Source organism: Butyrivibrio sp. XBB1001 (genome assembly GCF_000424505.1).
GTDB lineage: Bacteria > Bacillota > Clostridia > Lachnospirales > Lachnospiraceae > Butyrivibrio.
The window spans coordinates 1-18,708 of record NZ_AUKA01000013.1 but is presented as its reverse complement, the minus strand read 5'-3'; the positions used below and the strand labels follow the sequence as shown (position 1 = coordinate 18,708).

The window sequence follows — 18,708 nt, the reverse complement described above, 5'->3', positions numbered from 1 at the left end:
AAACATATAATGTGTATCTGGCGGGGATTCCGGGGGAGTAACTATTAACTTTTAAGGCAATGGAGGATTTATGACACAGAAAAAGATAAGGGAACTCCTTTCACAGATGACGCTGGATGAGAAAATTCAGATGATACACGGAACAGGCTTTTTCCACACAGGTGAGGTAAAAAGGCTTGGGATTCCGCAGCTTATGACTTCTGATGGCCCAATGGGTGTCAGAGGCGAATTCTATGATAATAAGTGGGTATTTTTAGGTCATAACGATGATTATGTGACATATCTTCCCTGCAACAGTGCTCTTGCCTGTACCTTCAACAGGAAACTTGCCGAGGTGGCAGGTTTTGTCCTTGGAGAAGAGGCAAGGGGACGTGGCAAGGATGTGATACTGGCTCCTGGCATCAACTTAAAGAGAAGCCCTCTATGCGGCAGAAACTTTGAGTATTTCAGTGAGGATGGATACCTTACAGCGGAGCTGGCTATTCCCTTTGTGAGGGGAATACAGAAAAACGACGTAGCTGCCTGCGTCAAACACTTTGCCGTCAACAATCAGGAAACACAAAGGCTTGAAGTGGACACTGAGGTTGACGAAGAAGTTTTAAGAGATACTTATCTTGAACATTTTAAAAAGGTACTTGTGGACGGCGGCGCCTACACAGTAATGAGTGCCTACAATAAGCTTTATGGTGAATACTGCAGTGAGAGTGAATTTCTTTTGACAAAAGTCCTTAGAGATGAATGGAACTATAAGGGCCTTGTTATTTCTGACTGGGGTGCTATAAAGGATGGCAAAAAAGCTGCTCTTGCAGGCTGTGATATTGATATGTCAGTTACTGATGATTTCGATAATTACAAATTCGCAGAGCCGCTTAAAAAGGCTGTACTTGCGGGCGAAGTTCCGGAAGCTGTCATTGATACAAAGGTCATGAGAATATTAAATCTCATGAACAGGCTCCACATGCTAGATGGCAGGAGAAAAGCCGGAAGCTACAACTCAACTGCTCACCAGAAGGCAGCTTATAGTGTAGCTGCAGAGTCAGTAGTTCTTTTGAAAAACAATGAAAAGATCCTTCCTCTTGATAAGAGTAAGCTAAAGAGAGTACTGGTTGTGGGCGATAATGCCATAAGAGCTCATTCTCTTGGAGGAGGAAGTGCTGAGATAAGGGCTCTTTATGAAGTGGTACCTCTTCTTGGACTCAAGGAAAGACTTGGCGGAAATACCAAAGTTGATTACCTTCAGGGCTACTGCACTGAGATTGCCAAGGATGCTACAGAATACAACTGGCAGGAAAAGAGCCTTGAGTCTCAGGGAATAATTTCAGATAAGAGACTTGAGGAAAAGAGAATACTTCTTGAGAAAACAAAAGAAGAAATAGAGAAGGTCAAGAAGGCCCTTGAAGAAAATGATTATGACAGCGTTATTTTTGTGGGTGGTCTGACTCATAATCAGGATGTTGAGGGATGCGACAGACAGGGGCTTGAGCTTCCTTATGGCCAGGATGAAACTATAAAGGAAATCCTGAAGATCAGAAAGGATGCTGTGATCATTCTTATCGGCGGCAGCAGTGTCACCATGAATGAATGGATAGATCAGGCGGATACGCTCATCTGGTCCTATTACAACGGCTGCGAAGGCGGAAGAGCTATTGCTGACGTCCTTCTTGGCAATGTAAATCCTTCTGGCAAGCTTCCTGAAACCTTTTACAAGGACATAAGGGACTGTTCAGCTCATAGCGTTGGAACCTTTGGAGATACTAAGGTTTCTAGCTACAAGGAGGGACATTTTGTGGGCTACAAGTACACCGATGCCAAAAACATCCCTGTACAGTTCCCGTTTGGTTATGGCCTTTCCTATACCACCTTTGCCCTTGAAGGAGAGACGGTGGATATGGAGAAGAGAGAACTGGCAGTTAACCTTCACAACAAGGGCCGCAGAGAAGGAAAAGAAGTTGTCTTTGTATATGGAGACAGTATAAAGAAAGGCGTTCGTGAGCTTATAGGATTTGAAAAGATAAACCTCGGCAGAGGCAAGAAGACAAAAGTCAGGATTTCTTTTGCCGACGGTTATGAAAACGTTAGTACAAGCAGGGTATAAAACTATGTGGAGGGGGATAAATGGCAATTGTAGGTGCATTTATGGTTCCACATCCGCCGCTTATTGTTCCTGAAGTTGGAAGAGGCGGAGAAGAGCAGATAAAAGAAACAACTATGGCGTATGAAAGGGTGGCTGAGAGGATAGCAGAGCTTGAGCCTGAAACTATCGTTATCACGAGCCCACATACTGTCATGTATTCTGATTATTTTCATATTTCTCCAGGGAATGCTGCCATGGGCTCTTTTGCCCAGTTTGGTGCAGGGGGCGTAAGATTTCTTGAGGCCTATGACATGGACCTGGTAAAAGAAATCTGCAAACAGGCAGACAAGCAGGACTTCCCGGCAGGAACTCTTGGAGAGAGGGACAAGGACCTTGACCATGGGTGCATGGTTCCTCTCTGGTTTATAAGAAAGAAGTATAAGGGAGGCAAGATTGTCAGGATAGGCCTGTCGTCCCTTCCTCTTACTGACCACTACAAGCTGGGGCAGATGATCCAGAAGGCAGTTGATAAGCTCGGCAGGAAGGTTGTGTTTGTGGCAAGCGGGGACTTGTCACACAAGCTTCAGAGCTACGGGCCTTATGGCTACGCTCCGGAGGGGCCTGTCTATGACCAGAAGATCATGGATGTGTGTTCCAGAGCGGCTTTCAAGGAACTCTTTTACTTCGATGAAGATTTTTGCGAGAAGGCAGCAGAGTGCGGGCATAGGTCTTTTGTCATAATGGCAGGGGCTCTTGATGGCTACAGAGTAAGCGCTGTAAAGCTCTCACACCAGGACGTGACTGGGGTAGGCTATGGAATATGCACGTTCGAGCCTCTTGAGAAGGATAGTAAGAGGTGCATGCTAAAGGCATATTATAAGGACCTTGAAAAAGAAATGGAAAGAGAACTTGAGAAGGTCTGTGACAAACCAGACCCTTATGTGAAACTGGCCTATCAGAGCGTTGTGAGTTACATCTTAAAGGGCAAAAAGCTCGCTCTTCCTGGAAACCTTCCTTCTGAAATGCTTAATATCAGGGCAGGAGCCTTTGTGTCCATACACAAAAACGGGGCATTGCGGGGATGCATTGGTACTATAGGGCCAACACAGAATAACGTGGCACTTGAGATAATAGAAAACGGTATCAGTGCTTCAACAAGGGATCCAAGGTTTTCGCCTATAAGGCCGGATGAACTCAAAGACCTTGAGATAAACGTGGACGTTCTGGGAAGACCTCAGGATATATCAGGACTGGATGAACTTGATGTAAAGCGCTATGGAGTTATAGTAACTAGCGGACACAAGAGAGGCCTTCTTCTTCCTGATCTTGAGGGAGTTGATACTGTAGAAGAGCAGGTTGCGATAGCTATGCAAAAGGGCGGTATCACAGAGGATGACGAGATCAAATTGCAGCGCTTTGAAGTTATAAGACATACATAAAGCCATATATGCAGGGAGCTACTTTGTGGTGGCTCTCTGTTTTCTTGCGATAATATCTTTGCCCGTTTAAAGCGTAAAACTTTTAAGTGACAGAATATGTGTGGCATGCTATCATAAAACCTTATGGATAAACGATCTTTTTAGGAGGAGAAATGAAAGAAAGAGAAACACTTGGCAGCAGAATGGGCTTTATTTTGCTGTCTGCAGGATGCGCTATAGGAATTGGAAATGTGTGGCGCTTTCCATATATGGTTGGAGCAAATGGAGGAGGACTGTTTGTACTGGTTTATGTTCTTTTTTTGCTTGCTCTTGGCGTTCCGATAATGACTATGGAGTATGCCATAGGAAGAGCCAGCAGAAAGAGTATTCTTCCAGCTTACAAAAAGCTTGAGCCCAAGGGTAGCAAGTGGCATGTATTTGGATATTTTGCAATCTTTGGCAACTACCTTCTTTTGATGTTCTATTCTGTGGTTTCAGGTTGGATACTTAGATATTTCATTCTGGCTGTGAATGGGGCTTTTCAGGGACAGGATCCTGAGACTATATCAGGACTTTATTCTGAGATGATGAGTAGTCCATGGATATTACTGGGATTTATGGCTATTACAATGGTTATAACTATTGGTGTTACCAGCCTTGGCCTTGAAAAGGGTGTTGAGAGGGTGACCAAGGTCATGATGGTTGCTCTTATCATAATAATGGTGTGCCTTGGAATTAAATCACTTACCCTTCCGGGGGCCGGAGAGGGCGTTAAGTTCTACCTTATGCCAAATGCTGAGAATGTGCGCAAGGTAGGCCTTGGAAATGTGTTATATGGGGCTTTGAATCAGAGCTTTTTTACTCTTAGCCTTGGTATCGGCAGCATGGAGATATTTGGAAGCTATATCAAGAAGGAAAAGAGCCTTGTGGGCGAAGCCCTTATTGTTGCTGGCCTTGATACTTTTGTTGCTATAGTTGCAGGACTTATCACTATTCCTGCCTGCTTTGCCTATGGAGTTGCTCCAGATAAGGGGCCTAGCCTTATTTTCCTTACGCTTCCAAATGTATTTGCATCTATGAGAGGCGGAAGACTGATCGGTAGCTTTTTCTTTCTGTTCATGTATTTTGCAGCTCTTTCAACTATGATCGGTGTATTTGAAAACGATGTTAGCTTTTCTATAGATCTTTTTGGATATGAGAGAAAAAAGGCATCTCTTATAGCAGGAATTGTCATAACTGTAGGTTCTATTCCCTGTGCTCTTGGATTCAACGTTTGGAGCGCATTTCAGCCACTTAAGGCAGGCAATACAGTGATGGATCTTGAGGACTTTATAGTTAGTAACCTCCTTCTTCCTATTGGCGCTTTTGTGTGCTGCCTTTTCTGTACAACAAGGTATGGCTGGGGCTTTGATAAGTATATGGAGGAAGTCAACGCAGGAAGCGGAATCAAGCTTAGTCCCTTCTTTAAGTGGTATTTCAGGATAGTATTACCTCTTATATTGATATTTTTAGCTGTTTTCGGGCTTTGGAGCTATTTTAAGTGAAATATTTGATTTATAATATGTTGTAGACTGTGATTATAACAATGGTCTGGTGTGATACGTATATCATTAGGCATCAGAAGGCAGGTGAGATTTTTTCTATGACATATTTAGCAGTTGTGCTCATGGCAGGAGCAGTGTTTACGGCAGTTATACTGTATCTTGCCCTTAACCAGGACGATAGGGAAAAGTGGATAGGTTTTACATTTGCAGTTGCTTCTGCTGGAGGAATCTGCCTTTATGGAACAGCCAATGCCCATGAGACCACAAGTATATTGGCGGCTGTATTTGAAACTGTAGTTGATGTGGGCAGAATGTTTGCCGGGATCAACGATGTGGCTGTTTTTGAAAAGATGGTTGGCATCAATTCAAAGTGGATGATCCTGTTTTGGTTTGTACATTTTCTTGCCTATTATTCTCTTGCAAGTGCCATTATCATGGCGGTTGCCAAGGGTATGCTAAAGAGGATCAGAACCTGGTTTTTGCGTATCAACGATGTTGAGCTTATATACGGGATCACAGATAATTCCCTTGCTTTTGGAAGGAACATTGCTGGAAACAAGAGAACTTCCATAGTGTTTGTGGGTACAAGCGCAGGGGGAAGAGAAGCCCAGATAAACCAGATGGGAGGGCTTTTATTTACTGATAGCCAGGCTCTTTCACCAGATAGTGCCTTTTTAAGGAGGCTTGCAGTTAAGAGGGGCAAGGGTAAGTTCAGGCTCTGTGCCCTGTCCAAGAATATTGATGAAAACCTTGCCTACGCAGTCAAGATGCTGGCAGCTCTAAAGAGCATAGGTGTAAGGCCGGAGCAGACGGAGGTTGTGCTTTTGGGCCACGAAGAGCATAATGGCGAGATGCTGCAGGCAATAGGTGGTAACTACGGCTATGGCACTGTGAGAGTTTTTGATAAGGCTGAACTTTTGTCCAGACTTCTTATGCAGAAGTATCCTATCTGCGATGCCATAGACTTTGATGAAAACGGAAGAGCTACCTGCGATACCAACGTCCTTTTGATCGGATTTGGAAGAAAGGGACAGGAACTGGTTGAAAAGATAATCATAAACGGCCAGTTTGAGGGCAGCAGGTTTGGAATAAAGATTTTTGACCCAAGCGGACGCAGTACTGACGGCTTTTTCAGAACAAGATTTGCCAGTCTTATTGAGAACTTCGATATCTCTTTTGAAAACCATGACGGAAGAAGCCGGGAGCTGGCACAGTATCTGGATGAGAACATAGACAAATTAAGATATATAGCCATTGCGGTGGGAGATGATAAGACAGGACGCGAGATTGCCATGAATATTCTGGAGTTTATGAGAGGCAGGGGGATAAAGCTTCCTGTTTATCAGTGCCTTTCTAATTCCGTTGCCAGGTATGAGCTTGGCAAGCTGGTGGAGAGCCACAGCCTTGATGATGCGGACATTCTCTACGGCGGAGAAATGGATGACCTTGCTAAGAGGCTCAATCACCACTACATGGGCAATAGGGCTTCTGCCAAGAAAAACTGGGCAGATTGCCACTATTTTGACAGAATGAGTTCAAGAGCTTCTGCGGATTATCTGGCAGCTCTTTTGACAAAGCTTGGATTTGACAAGGGAAGGGAACTTACGGATGAAGCCCTTGAAAATCTGGCCAGGTCTGAGCACCGCAGGTGGTGCGCTTTCTACTACGCATCTGGCTATACCAAAATGAGTCTTGATGATTTTAAGGCAAGAGGGGAGAGGCTCTCAGAGGATGGCTCCATCAGAATGGCCAAGGATGCTGATTTAAAGCAACATGCATGCCTTGTTCCATGGGAGGAACTTGATGAGATTTCAAGGATTGAGAGTTTCTATACCGGCAAAGAGGTTGATTATAAGCAAAAGGACAGAGATAATGTCCTGGTGATCAAAAAGCTTTTGGAGGATTGATTTTTCGGCTTAAAAAAGTAGGGGGAATAAATGCTATGGAAAATAAGTCACTTGATAAGTATACTGCTGAGGATATTAACAATTTCCTGAATGAAAATGTAGATGCCATTGTGGTGGTTGACAGAAAGACTGAGAAGTACAGATCTATTACCAGAAAGGGCATTTTTACGCAGGTTCTGGATGAGGAGGGGGATTATGTAGACCTTATTCAGAAGCTATGGTTTCACAGAATTGATTCAACAGAGGAAATCAGTGATGATTACAAGGCGTTTATTGATTACTATGGCGAGTTTAAGGGCAAATACAGCCGCAGGATAAAGGTTTTCCCTGAAGGGAAGACTACGCCTAGCGTTGTACAGATGAATGTTTATCCTCTGCCTGAAATTGACAAGTATGTATTTATCGTAAATATGCTGGATGACGAGGAATATGTTGATGAATACCTGACTGCTAAAAAGGTCAAGACTATCCAGAATACATATCTCTTTTCTATGTTCGTAAATCTTGTGACCGATACTACCAGCAGCATCAGTGTTACTGAGATATCTGATGAGCCTGTAAAGACGAGCCTTGACTACTCCAAGTGGAGGCTTATGACTGTAAATATGATCTATCCCGACAGCCAGAAGCAGTTTCTGGAATTTACTGATCCTGAGAATTTAAAGAATAATCTCTCTCCCGGAAACACTATTTCTTTTGACTGCCTGATGAAAAATCTTGAGGGTGTATTTATCTGGGTTAAGCTCATATTCAGTAGAGCCAAGCCTATTTCTGAAAATGACTACAGATATGTCTTTATGGTCGAGAACATCCATGAGGACGTGATCGAGCGTATGAACACCATCAAGAAGTATGAGAGACTTGCGCACTTGGATCCTTTGACTGGCCTTTTAAACCACGGCGGCATTCAGTCAGAGATTCAGAAGACAATAGATTCTTATGACAATGCTAAAGAGCCTGTGGCCCTTATGATGATGGATCTTGATGATTTCAAGAATATAAATGACACCTATGGCCACTCTGTGGGCGATGCTACTTTAAAGAGCATGGCGGAACTTTTGAAGGATTCTGTAGATGATAAAAAAGCCTGTGTAGGGCGCTGGGGTGGCGAGGAGTTCGTCATAATCCTAAAGGGAGCATCCTCAGAGTCTGAGCTATCACTGGCTGAGCACATCAGAAAGACTGTGGCTGAGAATGTCTTTGGACAGGCAGGACATCTTACCTGCTCAATTGGCGTCAGCAGGCTAAATGACAAGGATTCCATGGAGGATATCTTTGATCGAATCGACAAGGCTATGTACACTTCCAAGAAGATTGGAAAGAATAAGGTGACTATTCTGTGAGATGGACCGGTGACTCGGTGGTGGACCGGAGATGGACCGGTGACTCCGTCTCAAGGGATCATTTTGGCTCATAATACAATTTTATGATACAATATTATTGGAATACCGTTTTATGGAGGTGCAAGCGTGAAAAAATCGCTTATCATAGCTATCGACCTGGCTATCATGCTGTCGATACTCTTCTTCATAATTCAATATGCCAATGCCAAAATGCAGGAGAGCAACGAGAGTGTTATCGCGGCTTTCGAGAAGATGACGGTCACTGCTGAGCAGATCATCACCAATTACCTTGAGGATGAGCAGCATCTGTGCGATATTTGGGCAAATTATATCAATCGTTCTGCAGAGGCTGGAAATCCCATGACTGCAGAGGAAGCTATTTCTTTTATCAGAAAGGCAAAGATTTCGTCCAGCATATATGGACATTTGATACCACTTGAGGAGCCTGTAGGAAAAGGCATTTCTACCAATGCGGGTTCTAAAAATCCAGATGATTATTCCGTTTCTTATCGCAATATCAATCTGTTTGACAATCTTGATACCATCGGCAGAGAAGATGGCGTTGTCAATCTTACAAGAGCATACACTAATCCTCAGAATGGGGTACAGTCTATCGCATTCATGAATTACGTTACGATCCTTGATGAGGAAAGCGGCGAGCTCAAAGAAGCGCTTATAATGCGCGTTGTGCCCGTTAGCGTCCTTGAGGATAAGCTTGTCTTTTTAAAGGGCGAATATGAAAACGTGGAGATCTCCCTTATCAACAAGGAGGGAGAGTATCTTGTCCACGGTAAATCTCTGAAAAATTCCAACTTTTTTGAATTTTATAAGTCCTATAACACTGTAGATATCGCAGATTACAGGGAAATGATGGACAAGGTCACGTCGCAAACCGGCACCATGACTATTTATAACTCCAAGGATGAGGAGTGCGTAATATCTTTTACCCCTTTAAAGTCCATGAATACGTGGTTTCTTTTGGCCTATATACCGGCAGCTGAGCTGGAAACAGCCAATACAGTAGTGGATTGGCTGCTGCTTGGCATGGTGACCTTTGGTCTTTTGATGCTGCTAACTTTTAACTATTTGATATTGATGTTATATAACAAAAAGCTGGCTGAGGCGGCGGAGGCTGCCAATCAGGCCAATGAGGCCAAGTCACACTTTTTATCCACTATGTCTCATGACATTCGTACTCCTATGAATGCTATCCTGGGACTTAATGAAATGGTCTTAAGGGATAGCCATGAGGACGAGATCGTGACATATTCAGAGAGCATCAGGACTGCGGGCAGAACTCTTTTGGGGCTTATCAATGACATTCTTGATTTCTCCAAGATAGAAGCCGGCAAGATGGACATTATCAATGTGGACTATAGCTTTGCCTCGCTCCTTAATGACCTGGTGAATATGGTTCAGGTCAAGGCTCAGGACAAGGGGCTTTCCTTTAATCTTGATGTAGACAGGAATATTCCTGTGATACTAAACGGAGATGAGATCCGTATAAAGCAGGTCATCACAAATATTCTCTCAAATGCAGTCAAGTATACAAAAGAGGGTTCTATCACCTTCAAGGCTTCTTTTGAAAAACTGGAAGAAAAGCCTGAAGCTATAAGGCTTATCATAAGCGTTACAGATACGGGCGTTGGAATAAAGCAAGAGGATATGAAGCGCCTTTTTAAGGCCTTTGAGCGAATCGAGGAAAATAAGAATAGAAATATCGAGGGAACAGGCCTTGGAATGAGCATTGCCCAGAGCTTTCTTAATATGATGGGAAGCCATATCGAGGTTGAGAGCGAATACGGAAAGGGGTCAACCTTTTCTTTTAAGCTGGTGCAGGGTGTAAAAGACTGGAAGCCTATAGGTAATTACGAGGAGACCTTCAAAAGATCTGTTGCTGAGAGGGTTAAGTACCGTGAGAAGTTTACTGCGCCTCACGCAAGGCTTTTGGTGGTTGATGATACGCCGGTAAATCTGACTGTTTTCCAGAATCTGTTAAAGCGAACCAGAGTGCAGATAGATGCTGCAACCAGCGGTGATGAAGGTATATCTCTTTTCAGGCACAGGCATTATGATGTGATATTCCTTGATCATATGATGCCAGATAAGGACGGCATCGAGACCCTGCAGGAGATGAAAGGCATAAAAGATACCTCAAATACCAATACTCCTATTATATGTCTGACTGCCAATGCTATTTCCGGTATGCGGGAAATATACATAAATGCAGGCTTTAACGACTATATTACCAAGCCTATCGATCCAGACAGGCTTGAGGCTCTTCTTCTTCAGTTCCTGCCAGAGGATAAGATTGCTCCCGCCAGTGATGAGAATGAGGAGGACGAAGGTTTTATCCCGGAATTTGTCTGGGATATTGATGAGCTTGATGTTCATTCTGGCCTTGCCCATTGCGGAAGTCGCGAAGCCTATATGGCTACACTTAAGATGTATTATGATGCCGCCAGCAAGAATGCGGATGAAATAGAGAAGTACTGGGGCGAAAGGGATGTGAATAACACCACGATAAAGGTCCATGCCCTAAAGAGCACCTCCAATGTTATCGGAGCCCATAAGCTTGGCGAATTTGCCGCTAGACTTGAAAAGGCCGGAGAAGCAGGCGATATTAAGACACTTGAGAGTCAGATGGGAGCTCTTTTAACAGAATATAAGAAATTGGTAAAAGAACTTGAGCCTTTAGCCGATAATAAAGATGAGGGTTCTTATGACCAGCGTCCGCAAATTTCAGAGCAGGATATGAAGAAGGCTTATGAAGAGCTAAAAGCCTTCTGCCAGGCCTTTAATTATGACGGAGTTGGAAATGTAGTTAAGGAGCTTGAAGGCTACAGATTCCCTGAGAGTGAGGCAGAGAGGTTTAAGGCTATCAAGAAGGCGGTAGATAACTTCGATTACGATCAGATACCGGGGATATTGGCGTCTTAAGTAAATGGCGCCACGCTTGTGCCGTAAGATTGCATGAAATATTTACAGTAATGAAAGGAGACAACATGATAATTAAGAAGATGGGATTAGCAAGAAAAATGCTGATATCAGCTTTGAGTATTATGATGGTGACTGGAATGACTTCCTGCGGGTCCAAAAGCAGCAATGACGCTGAATTTAAGCCAGGGCTATCTACTGATAGTACTTGCTCTATTACTGTTGCAGGCAATTATTCAAATTTTGAATCTCTTGAGAGCGAATTTGAGCGCTTTTATGAATACTACCCCAATGTAAGTCTTAATTACGTTTGTCTTGATGATTATAACAACACCATCACCAGTGCCCTTGCCAGTGAAGAGGCTCCGGACATTTACGTTACAGCTTCATGGATGCTGGAAGATGAAAAGATGACGCCTGTCTTTGAAAATGCGGAGATCTTGTCTGACCCGGCTTTAAAGATCAATCTGGACTGCATCAGAAAAGGAGCAAGGCTGACTTTGGAAAATGGCGATGATATCATGGTTCCTATTTTTACAAGATCCTATGGAATGCTGGTAAACATGGACATTTTTGAAAAGAATAGCCTTCAGGTTCCCAAAAATTACAATGAACTGGTTGAAGTTTGCGATAAATTAAAGGCTGCAGGCTATGAAACGCCTATTATGGGAGCAAACGGCACTACAGTTGCCGGATTGTATTATCCTTTTGCATTCCCACTTTTTTGTAATGATGTTATGGACAATAAGGAATTGGTGGAGAAACTTAATTCATTGGATCAGTCGGCAGGAGAGTCGATGCGTCCAGCACTTGAAAAGATAAAGGAATTTGTGGACCTTGGATATATTGATCCTGTCCGCTGTACAGAGGAAATTGAGGATGATTATAACGCCGTTATCATGCGCTTTTTTGAGGGCGATGTCCCGATAATGCTGGGCAGCGGCGATATGGTTTCTGGTACACAAAAAAGAGAGAGTAAGTCGGAAGCTTTTTTGGCTGAGCCTTTCAGGTATAAATTCTATGTGGTTCCTATTGGGGAGGATGGTGGATATTTCCTTGATTCTGTGAACCTGTGCTTTAGCGTGAACAAAAATAGCAGCAATCTTGACATGACCAATGAATTTATGAGATTTCTCATAAGGGAAAAGGAACTTGGAAATATGGCTGCGATCAAGAGACTTATCACTCCTACAAACGATTTTTCTTTAGACGAGGTTTATTCATCACTGGATGGTTTCCCTGAGGATAAGGCCTTTAGTTATCAGGAAACTGGACTTAATGATGCCGCTAACAAGGAGTTCAGGGCAGCAGCATATAAGGTGGCAAACGGCGAGATGACAATAGATGAGGCAGTAAGTGCCTATGGCAGTTTGTGGGAGTAAGACGGTTTGGCGATTGTGTAAATTGCTGATGGAGTAGTAAGGCAAATATTGCAGATAGTTGATGAGGTAGCTGGCAAATGAGTGGAAGTACAGCAAAAATTGCTGATTGAGTAGCAAGGTGGATTGAGGGGAAAACTGACGAGAGGTATAAAGATGCAAGAGCATGTAGTTGTTGTGGATGACGATGTGATCATTTTAAAGAATGCAAATGCAGTCCTTGTGGAAGCGGGCTTTAAGGTTACCTGCCTTAAGAGCGGCAGGCTTTTACTTGACTATGTGACCCAGAACACAATAGATATGCTTCTTTTGGACATCAAGATGCCAGAACTTGATGGCTTTGAGACTTTGCGGCAGCTTAGAGAGTGGGAGCGGGAAAATTCAAGGAAAGAGATACCGGTTATTTTCTTTACCGCCAATAATGACTGCGCATCGGAAACAAGAGGTCTTTCCCTTGGAGCTATGGACTTTATAAGAAAGCCCTTTGTTGCAGAGGTTCTGACGCTTCGTGTCCGCCACCTTTTAGATCTTATAAGGCTCCAGCGTGACCTTCATGCAGAGGTGGAGCGCAAGACTAAGGAAATAGAGGGCTTGTCACTTCACGTTGTACACACTCTTGCAGATGCAATTGATGCCAAGGATGCTTATACCAAGGGCCATTCCGGACGTGTCGCAGAGTATTCCAGAGAAATAGCCAAGAGATTTGGTTACTCTGAAGAAAAGCAGGATGAAATCTACATGATGGGACTACTCCACGATGTAGGCAAGATTGGCGTCCCAGACGCCGTAATAAATAAACCAGGGAGACTTACAGATGAAGAGTTTGAGAAGATAAAGACTCACCCCGGAAGAGGCGCCAAGATACTTCAGAATATCGAGGAAATGCCTCAGCTCGCCATTGGTGCCCACTGGCATCACGAACGCTACGATGGAAGAGGCTATCCTGACGGCCTTTCCGGCGAGGAAATACCTGAGGAAGCCAGGATCATCGCCGTAGCGGATGCCTACGACGCCATGACCAGCAACAGAAGCTACCGCGGCCTCATCCCCCAGGACGTTGTTAAGAGCGAATTTGAAAAGGGCTCCGGAACCCAGTTTGACCCACGCTTTGCCGCAATCATGCTTGAAATCATAGCAGAGGACGTGGACTACAAACTCCACGAGCAGTAGTGAGCTCTTGATGGGCCCTGGGGGCGGAGTCAACAGACCATTTTGAATATATTTAGATGCGCTTGTGCCGGCCGCAGTGAGCTATCTCTCACTGCAGCCGGCAGTTTTGTGGGGGCGTTTTTCTCTGGTTTACACGAAAGTGGTGGGAAGGCGAGATTGCATATAAACAAGTTTAAAAGTTTGAGAAGCTGGAACACTTATCTCTTACACGAAAACGGTGGGCAGGCGGAAATGCATATAAACAAGTATTTGGCGTAGATTATACGAAAACGGGAGATTTGCGGAATGCATGTAAAGCAAGTATATATGGTGGCTTATACGAAAGTGGCACGAAGCCACAATTTCATATAAACAAGTTTAAAAGTTTGAGAAGCCGCAACACTTGTTTCTTACACGAAAACGGTGGGCAGGCGGAAATGCATATAAACAAGTTTTTTGTGTGGATTATACGAAAACGGAAGATTTGCGGAATGCATGTAAACAGGTTTTTGATGTGGCTTATACGAAAGTGGTACGAAGCCGTAATTTCATATAAACAAGATTAATTATCTCGCCCCATTTTTCTTTCGCGTTTATTTTCGTACATTAACATGTCGGCACGCTGCATTATCTTTTGAACAATATTGTCTTTTTCTGGATCATAGATGGCAAAGCCCTTGGATACGTATACCTTTTCCCAAGGCTCATCGGCTGAGGCATTTATGTCCTCAACGACCTTGTCAAAGCGCTCCAGCAAAAAGTCAATATTGTGGAAATCTTCATGCTTTAAGATGATAATGAATTCATCGCCGCCAACTCTGTAAACGGCGCTTCGCTTGAAAACATCACTTATGGTATTGCAGGCTTTCTGGATGTAGAGATCTCCTTTGTCGTGGCCGTATTGATCGTTGATGCGCTTTAGGCCGTCGCAGTCAAAGGCGCCCATGGCGAAATTGGGATCAATGGATCCGTTGTTGATCTGCTCCTGCAGCTCCTCAACTGCCAGTGAGAAGGCACCTTTATTTTTTACGTGAGTGAGAGAATCAATAAATGCCTGCTCGTTCAGTGCGTTGATATGGGCTTTCATGTTGCCTGACAATTTCTTAAATGACTTGGTAAGTCTTCCAATTTCATCGTCGTTATCATAGTTTAGATAGACGTCAAAATTTCCATTATCAATTTGCTCAGCAGCTTCCGTGAGCTGTTCAAGAGGCTTGGTTATGAACCCCAGGAAAGTGATCAGTAATACACCTGATATGATCAGGACTACCACTGCACCTATTGTGATGCTCCAAAAGAGCCCGCGCCACTCGCCCTGGGTTTCGCTTATAGGAACTGTGATGTTCAGATACATGCCATTACTAAGAGGAAGCCAGACAGCTTCCTTGGCAACTCCGTCGTATACATACTTTATCGATGAAGTTTCAGCCTTGTTACTGTAGGGCATTTGCCTGGTCATGCCTTCTGGCATATTTGCCACATCTATATATGGATGGTAAAAGAGTGTTCCGTCGGCATCACTTAAAAAGGCATAGCCGTTATCGTAGAATTTAATGCTATCAACCTCTTTTGCCATAGCTGAATAATCAATTTCTATTCCCACAACACCAATAAACTTGTCTTTAAAATAAATAGGTGCATCGTAGGAGATGACCTTAACATCAAGATTGTCTGTGACATAGGGAGGAAGCCAGATGGACTTTCCTTCAAATTTGGGAACAGTGAACCATACTAGCTTGGAGGTGTCGTTTACATCATAAAGCGTGATATCAGTTACTTCATGGGGAACAAAGCCATTGCCGTCAAGATTTGTGTACCAGAAGCCTTTTTCTGTAGATGAGATGGAAGGGTCAATGCGATAGTAATATGTCAGAACACCATTTGTTTTCGAGATGATAAAATCAAAATATTCCTGGGCGTTTTTCATATGTTCTTTTAACTGAGTATCGCTAAGCCCCTGCAAGTCGCCTTCAATAAAGGAAGTGATATGGTCTACGGAATATTGAACACTATCAAAATAATAGTTAAGGCTATACTGTCCATTTTCGCACAGCATCAAAAGAAGCTGGTCAGACTTGCGGCTTGCAGTCCTTCGTATGAAGACTACGCTGAGCAAGGTGATGACCATGATAACTGTAAATATCATAACAAGCATTGTAATTGCAAGTTTAGTCTTTAATGATCGCATGCTAATCTCCTCTATATCATTTATATCGGATGAAAACTTGAGATGTTTAATGGTCCTGGGGGGACGGGGTTATGGGACCATGAAACCTAGGGACGGAGTCAATGGACCATGAAAATGTGGCGAATATGCCCTAATGATAGAAAAAAGTTGCCTGGAGGCATATAATTGGATGAGGCTAGTTGGAATCTTAGTCCGAAATATGCCCCAAACAAGTTAAGAGGAGTCAGGTGGGGCATATACAGAAAAATTTAGTGTGAAGAAAATAATCGAAACAAGCAAACACATGGGGATCAGGCTATGAGGGGAATCAAGAGTCATAAGATGCAGTTAAAAGATCGGATTTTGGCAAAGACAGGCGGAGTATGTGCCGCATGTGGGAAACAACTTGAAAGGCAGAAAGTGACAATAGATCATTTTGTTCCAAAGTACCATGGAGGCACAGATGATGAGAGAAATCTTTTCCCATTATGCAGGAATTGTAACAAGCATAAGGGCTCAAGGCTAGTCAATGCCGAAGAGTACTACCACTATCTGGAAGATAAGTACTGCGTTATGGCTAGCGAATATAAAAAGGAAACATCTAGTGGAAGCTGTCAAAGTGTTTATCGATAGAAAAGCAGCATGACTCCGTCCCCAAAAGACCATTTGTATCCCCCTTGAATTTCAAGGGGGTACTTGTTACACTTTAAGTGAACGTGTTCATAAAAATAAAGAGGACTTATAAATGCCCAAAATTATAGAGAATATCAAGGAACAGATAATAGAAGAGGCCAAGAGGCAGCTTTTTGAAAATGGCTATGCCAAGACAACGATCCGCTCAGTTGCTAAGGCGTGCGGGATAGGAGTGGGGACAATCTACAATTATTTCCCGTCAAAAGAGATGCTGATTTCAGCATTTATGCTGGATGACTGGAAAGGCTGCATTGCGCGGATGAAGAAGCTTAAGACTTCCGACATACTTAAATTTCTGGAAGGAATTCATGACTGCCTCAAAGATTATGCAGACAAGTACAGCTTTCTGTTTAAGGATAAGGATGCTACATCTGCCTATTTGACGGTCTTTTCTGAAAGGCACACGCAGCTTGTTGGGGTACTTGCTGATATAATAATGCCAGTTTGCGTAGACGGAAACTATGATGATCCAAGATTTGTGGCGGAACATATTGCGGAATCAGTGCTCTACTGGGCGCTTGAGGATGTTCCGTTTGAGAAGCAGGCTGGAATTTTGAGAATTCTTTTGGCTAAAAAATAAATAACAACCAGAAAAGAAATGATAAATGTGGATTAAATAGGCGAAATCAGTATATCAACAGGTGTCAAAATGAACTTTTGATATATAAATCATTACATAAGCGGAGGGTATGAAATGAGTAGTTTTGAAAATCTACGAATCGTAGACAACTTTTATCAGACATCGCTGTTTTTTCCGATGCCGACAGTGCTGATCAGCACACTGTGCGAGGATGGCACAACTAACCTGGGACCATATTCCCTGATCCAGCCATACTACGTTGCGGGCAAGGACTATTACGCTATGCTCCTTAATTGCCGCAATTCTTCTAACACAGCCCAGAACATTCTGCGCACGGGCAAGTGTGCCATCAATTTTATCGACGACAATCCCAAAAACTTCCACGAGGCAGTCAAGCTCTCATGGCCTGGAGACAAGCCATCTGAGAAGATGCCAAAGTGCAATTTCAAATTGGAAAAGAGCCTTCTTGAGGAAGAAAACCCTGAAGACAAGCGCCCTATGGTCATGACGGATGCCATCGAAGTAATAGAGTGCACCTGGATGAGAGACCTGGACGGGGCCACAAACGATGCGCCAGGCCAGCTTGAGGGCTACGAGGGCCCATACCACGACTTCAACGGAATCACCAGCAAATTCGGCGCCCACTTCATCCTTAGGATCGACAAGATCCTCATGAAAAAGAAATACCGTGATGCCATCATAAACGGCGTGACTGCAAGGGATTTCCCACCTCTTCCTGTTGACTACGGCTACAGAGACTCCAAGAACTTCTGGTTCCATAGGAAAAGACGTATGAGAGCGGAGCTTTTGCAGGTTCGCGAGGCCTCCCTGGCTTCAGTTCGCTATGCAGCAGAAAGAGCAGATGACAAGATCAAGTTCACTGATGATGCTCTGAAATGTCTTCTGGGAGTGCCAAGAGTATTCCTGCCTGCGGCACTTAAAGGGTGCGTAGAGTGGGCAAGGGAAAATAATGTTGAGCTTGTCACAGAAGAGCACATGAAGATCATTAACGACAAGCGCGCTCAAGAGAAGAAGAAAAAGTAAAAGAAAAAACAAGAAAATAAATAACAAGAAAATAGGAGGTAAAACAATGAAGGTTGTACTTGCAGGCGCTTACGGCAATCTGGGCGCAGCGCCTTGAAAAGCGCCAGATGGCCCGCTATGGAAATGACAAGGCCTACAACGACTACGCAGATGAACTACCCTCACCGACTCCACGTCGGAAAGGGTTTCTGTTATGCCGCATGGCGGCATGAACCTGCAGGATGCTCTACGCACCCTGCAGAACAGGGCATGTCCACTATGCCCCTATCCCATTGGCTTACCTTTGGGAATACTTTCCTTAAGATGTTTGCAGCTCCATTTATGTCTGCATTTGTTATTGTACCATCGTAGTGTCTGTAAAGTCCTCTCTGTATCCTCTTGCCTGAGAAAAAGTAGTTTTCTGAACTGTTCTTTTCATACACAGGGATATAGTCTTTTGCAAGAAAGTCTGCCTTTGATGTGTAGCTTTCTTC

General features: G+C 43.6%; 12 protein-coding genes and 1 pseudogene. 11 read left to right on the top strand and 2 right to left on the bottom strand.

Going from position 1 to position 18,708, the window contains the following annotated elements:
• The first annotated feature begins 70 nt into the window (after positions 1-70).
• From G631_RS18995 to G631_RS0111460, 8 genes are all read left to right on the top strand, one after another.
• On the top strand, positions 71-2,095 hold the full coding sequence (locus G631_RS18995) for a glycoside hydrolase family 3 protein (RefSeq protein ID WP_051197178.1): 2,025 nt from the start codon (positions 71-73) through the stop codon (positions 2,093-2,095).
• A 20-nt stretch (positions 2,096-2,115) separates the two neighbouring features.
• Positions 2,116-3,513 (top strand): AmmeMemoRadiSam system protein A, encoded by a 1,398-nt coding sequence (amrA, locus tag G631_RS0111490; RefSeq protein WP_026489570.1) that lies wholly within the window; start codon positions 2,116-2,118, stop codon positions 3,511-3,513.
• Between the two features lie 152 nt (positions 3,514-3,665).
• Positions 3,666-5,036, top strand: a complete 1,371-nt coding sequence (locus G631_RS0111485) for a sodium-dependent transporter (protein WP_026489569.1) — start codon at positions 3,666-3,668, stop codon at positions 5,034-5,036.
• 98 nt (positions 5,037-5,134) lie between these two features.
• Complete coding sequence (locus tag G631_RS0111480) at positions 5,135-6,943, top strand: hypothetical protein (RefSeq protein ID WP_026489568.1); 1,809 nt, start codon at positions 5,135-5,137, stop codon at positions 6,941-6,943.
• Between the two features lie 35 nt (positions 6,944-6,978).
• Positions 6,979-8,286 (top strand): GGDEF domain-containing protein, encoded by a 1,308-nt coding sequence (locus tag G631_RS0111475; protein ID WP_026489567.1) that lies wholly within the window; start codon positions 6,979-6,981, stop codon positions 8,284-8,286.
• Positions 8,287-8,412: 126 nt separating this feature from the next.
• A complete protein-coding gene (locus tag G631_RS18990; RefSeq protein ID WP_051197176.1) occupies positions 8,413-11,226 on the top strand; it encodes an ATP-binding protein in 2,814 nt (937 codons plus the stop codon).
• 65 nt (positions 11,227-11,291) lie between these two features.
• The gene (locus tag G631_RS0111465) at positions 11,292-12,605 is read left to right on the top strand and encodes an ABC transporter substrate-binding protein (RefSeq protein WP_026489566.1); all 1,314 of its coding nucleotides are present in this window, start codon (positions 11,292-11,294) and stop codon (positions 12,603-12,605) included.
• A 153-nt stretch (positions 12,606-12,758) separates the two neighbouring features.
• Positions 12,759-13,772, top strand: coding sequence for an HD-GYP domain-containing protein (locus tag G631_RS0111460; protein WP_026489565.1), 1,014 nt, complete (start codon positions 12,759-12,761; stop codon positions 13,770-13,772).
• 541 nt (positions 13,773-14,313) lie between these two features.
• Here the strand turns inward: G631_RS0111460 and G631_RS0111450 are convergent.
• The gene (locus G631_RS0111450) at positions 14,314-15,939 is read right to left on the bottom strand and encodes a sensor domain-containing diguanylate cyclase (protein WP_026489563.1); all 1,626 of its coding nucleotides are present in this window, start codon (positions 15,937-15,939) and stop codon (positions 14,314-14,316) included.
• Positions 15,940-16,236: 297 nt separating this feature from the next.
• On the opposite strand from G631_RS0111450, the gene G631_RS18985 reads away from it, so the two are divergent.
• The 3 genes from G631_RS18985 to G631_RS0111435 all read left to right on the top strand — a co-directional run bounded on the left by G631_RS18985 (position 16,237) and on the right by G631_RS0111435 (position 18,235).
• The gene (locus G631_RS18985; RefSeq protein ID WP_035789753.1) at positions 16,237-16,551 is read left to right on the top strand and encodes an HNH endonuclease; all 315 of its coding nucleotides are present in this window, start codon (positions 16,237-16,239) and stop codon (positions 16,549-16,551) included.
• A 112-nt stretch (positions 16,552-16,663) separates the two neighbouring features.
• A complete protein-coding gene (locus G631_RS20290) occupies positions 16,664-17,191 on the top strand; it encodes a TetR/AcrR family transcriptional regulator (RefSeq protein ID WP_051197174.1) in 528 nt (175 codons plus the stop codon).
• Positions 17,192-17,305: 114 nt separating this feature from the next.
• Positions 17,306-18,235 (top strand): hypothetical protein, encoded by a 930-nt coding sequence (locus G631_RS0111435; RefSeq protein WP_026489562.1) that lies wholly within the window; start codon positions 17,306-17,308, stop codon positions 18,233-18,235.
• Positions 18,236-18,426: 191 nt separating this feature from the next.
• Here the strand turns inward: G631_RS0111435 and G631_RS21155 are convergent.
• Positions 18,427-18,708 (bottom strand): annotated as a pseudogene (locus tag G631_RS21155) (RNA-guided endonuclease InsQ/TnpB family protein); the annotation flags it as partial.

What these genes read in the sequence shown, in the direction of transcription:
- G631_RS0111480 (WP_026489568.1), top strand. Translation starts at nt 5,135, where the DNA reads ATGACATATTTAGCAGTTGTGCTCATGGCAGGAGCAGTGTTTACGGCA.
- amrA (WP_026489570.1), top strand. Translation starts at nt 2,116, where the DNA reads ATGGCAATTGTAGGTGCATTTATGGTTCCACATCCGCCGCTTATTGTT.
- G631_RS0111450 (WP_026489563.1), bottom strand. Translation starts at nt 15,939, where the DNA reads ATGCGATCATTAAAGACTAAACTTGCAATTACAATGCTTGTTATGATA.
- G631_RS0111475 (WP_026489567.1), top strand. Translation starts at nt 6,979, where the DNA reads ATGGAAAATAAGTCACTTGATAAGTATACTGCTGAGGATATTAACAAT.
- G631_RS0111435 (WP_026489562.1), top strand. Translation starts at nt 17,306, where the DNA reads ATGAGTAGTTTTGAAAATCTACGAATCGTAGACAACTTTTATCAGACA.
- G631_RS20290 (WP_051197174.1), top strand. Translation starts at nt 16,664, where the DNA reads ATGCCCAAAATTATAGAGAATATCAAGGAACAGATAATAGAAGAGGCC.
- G631_RS18995 (WP_051197178.1), top strand. Translation starts at nt 71, where the DNA reads ATGACACAGAAAAAGATAAGGGAACTCCTTTCACAGATGACGCTGGAT.
- G631_RS0111465 (WP_026489566.1), top strand. Translation starts at nt 11,292, where the DNA reads ATGATAATTAAGAAGATGGGATTAGCAAGAAAAATGCTGATATCAGCT.
- G631_RS0111485 (WP_026489569.1), top strand. Translation starts at nt 3,666, where the DNA reads ATGAAAGAAAGAGAAACACTTGGCAGCAGAATGGGCTTTATTTTGCTG.
- G631_RS18985 (WP_035789753.1), top strand. Translation starts at nt 16,237, where the DNA reads ATGAGGGGAATCAAGAGTCATAAGATGCAGTTAAAAGATCGGATTTTG.
- G631_RS0111460 (WP_026489565.1), top strand. Translation starts at nt 12,759, where the DNA reads ATGCAAGAGCATGTAGTTGTTGTGGATGACGATGTGATCATTTTAAAG.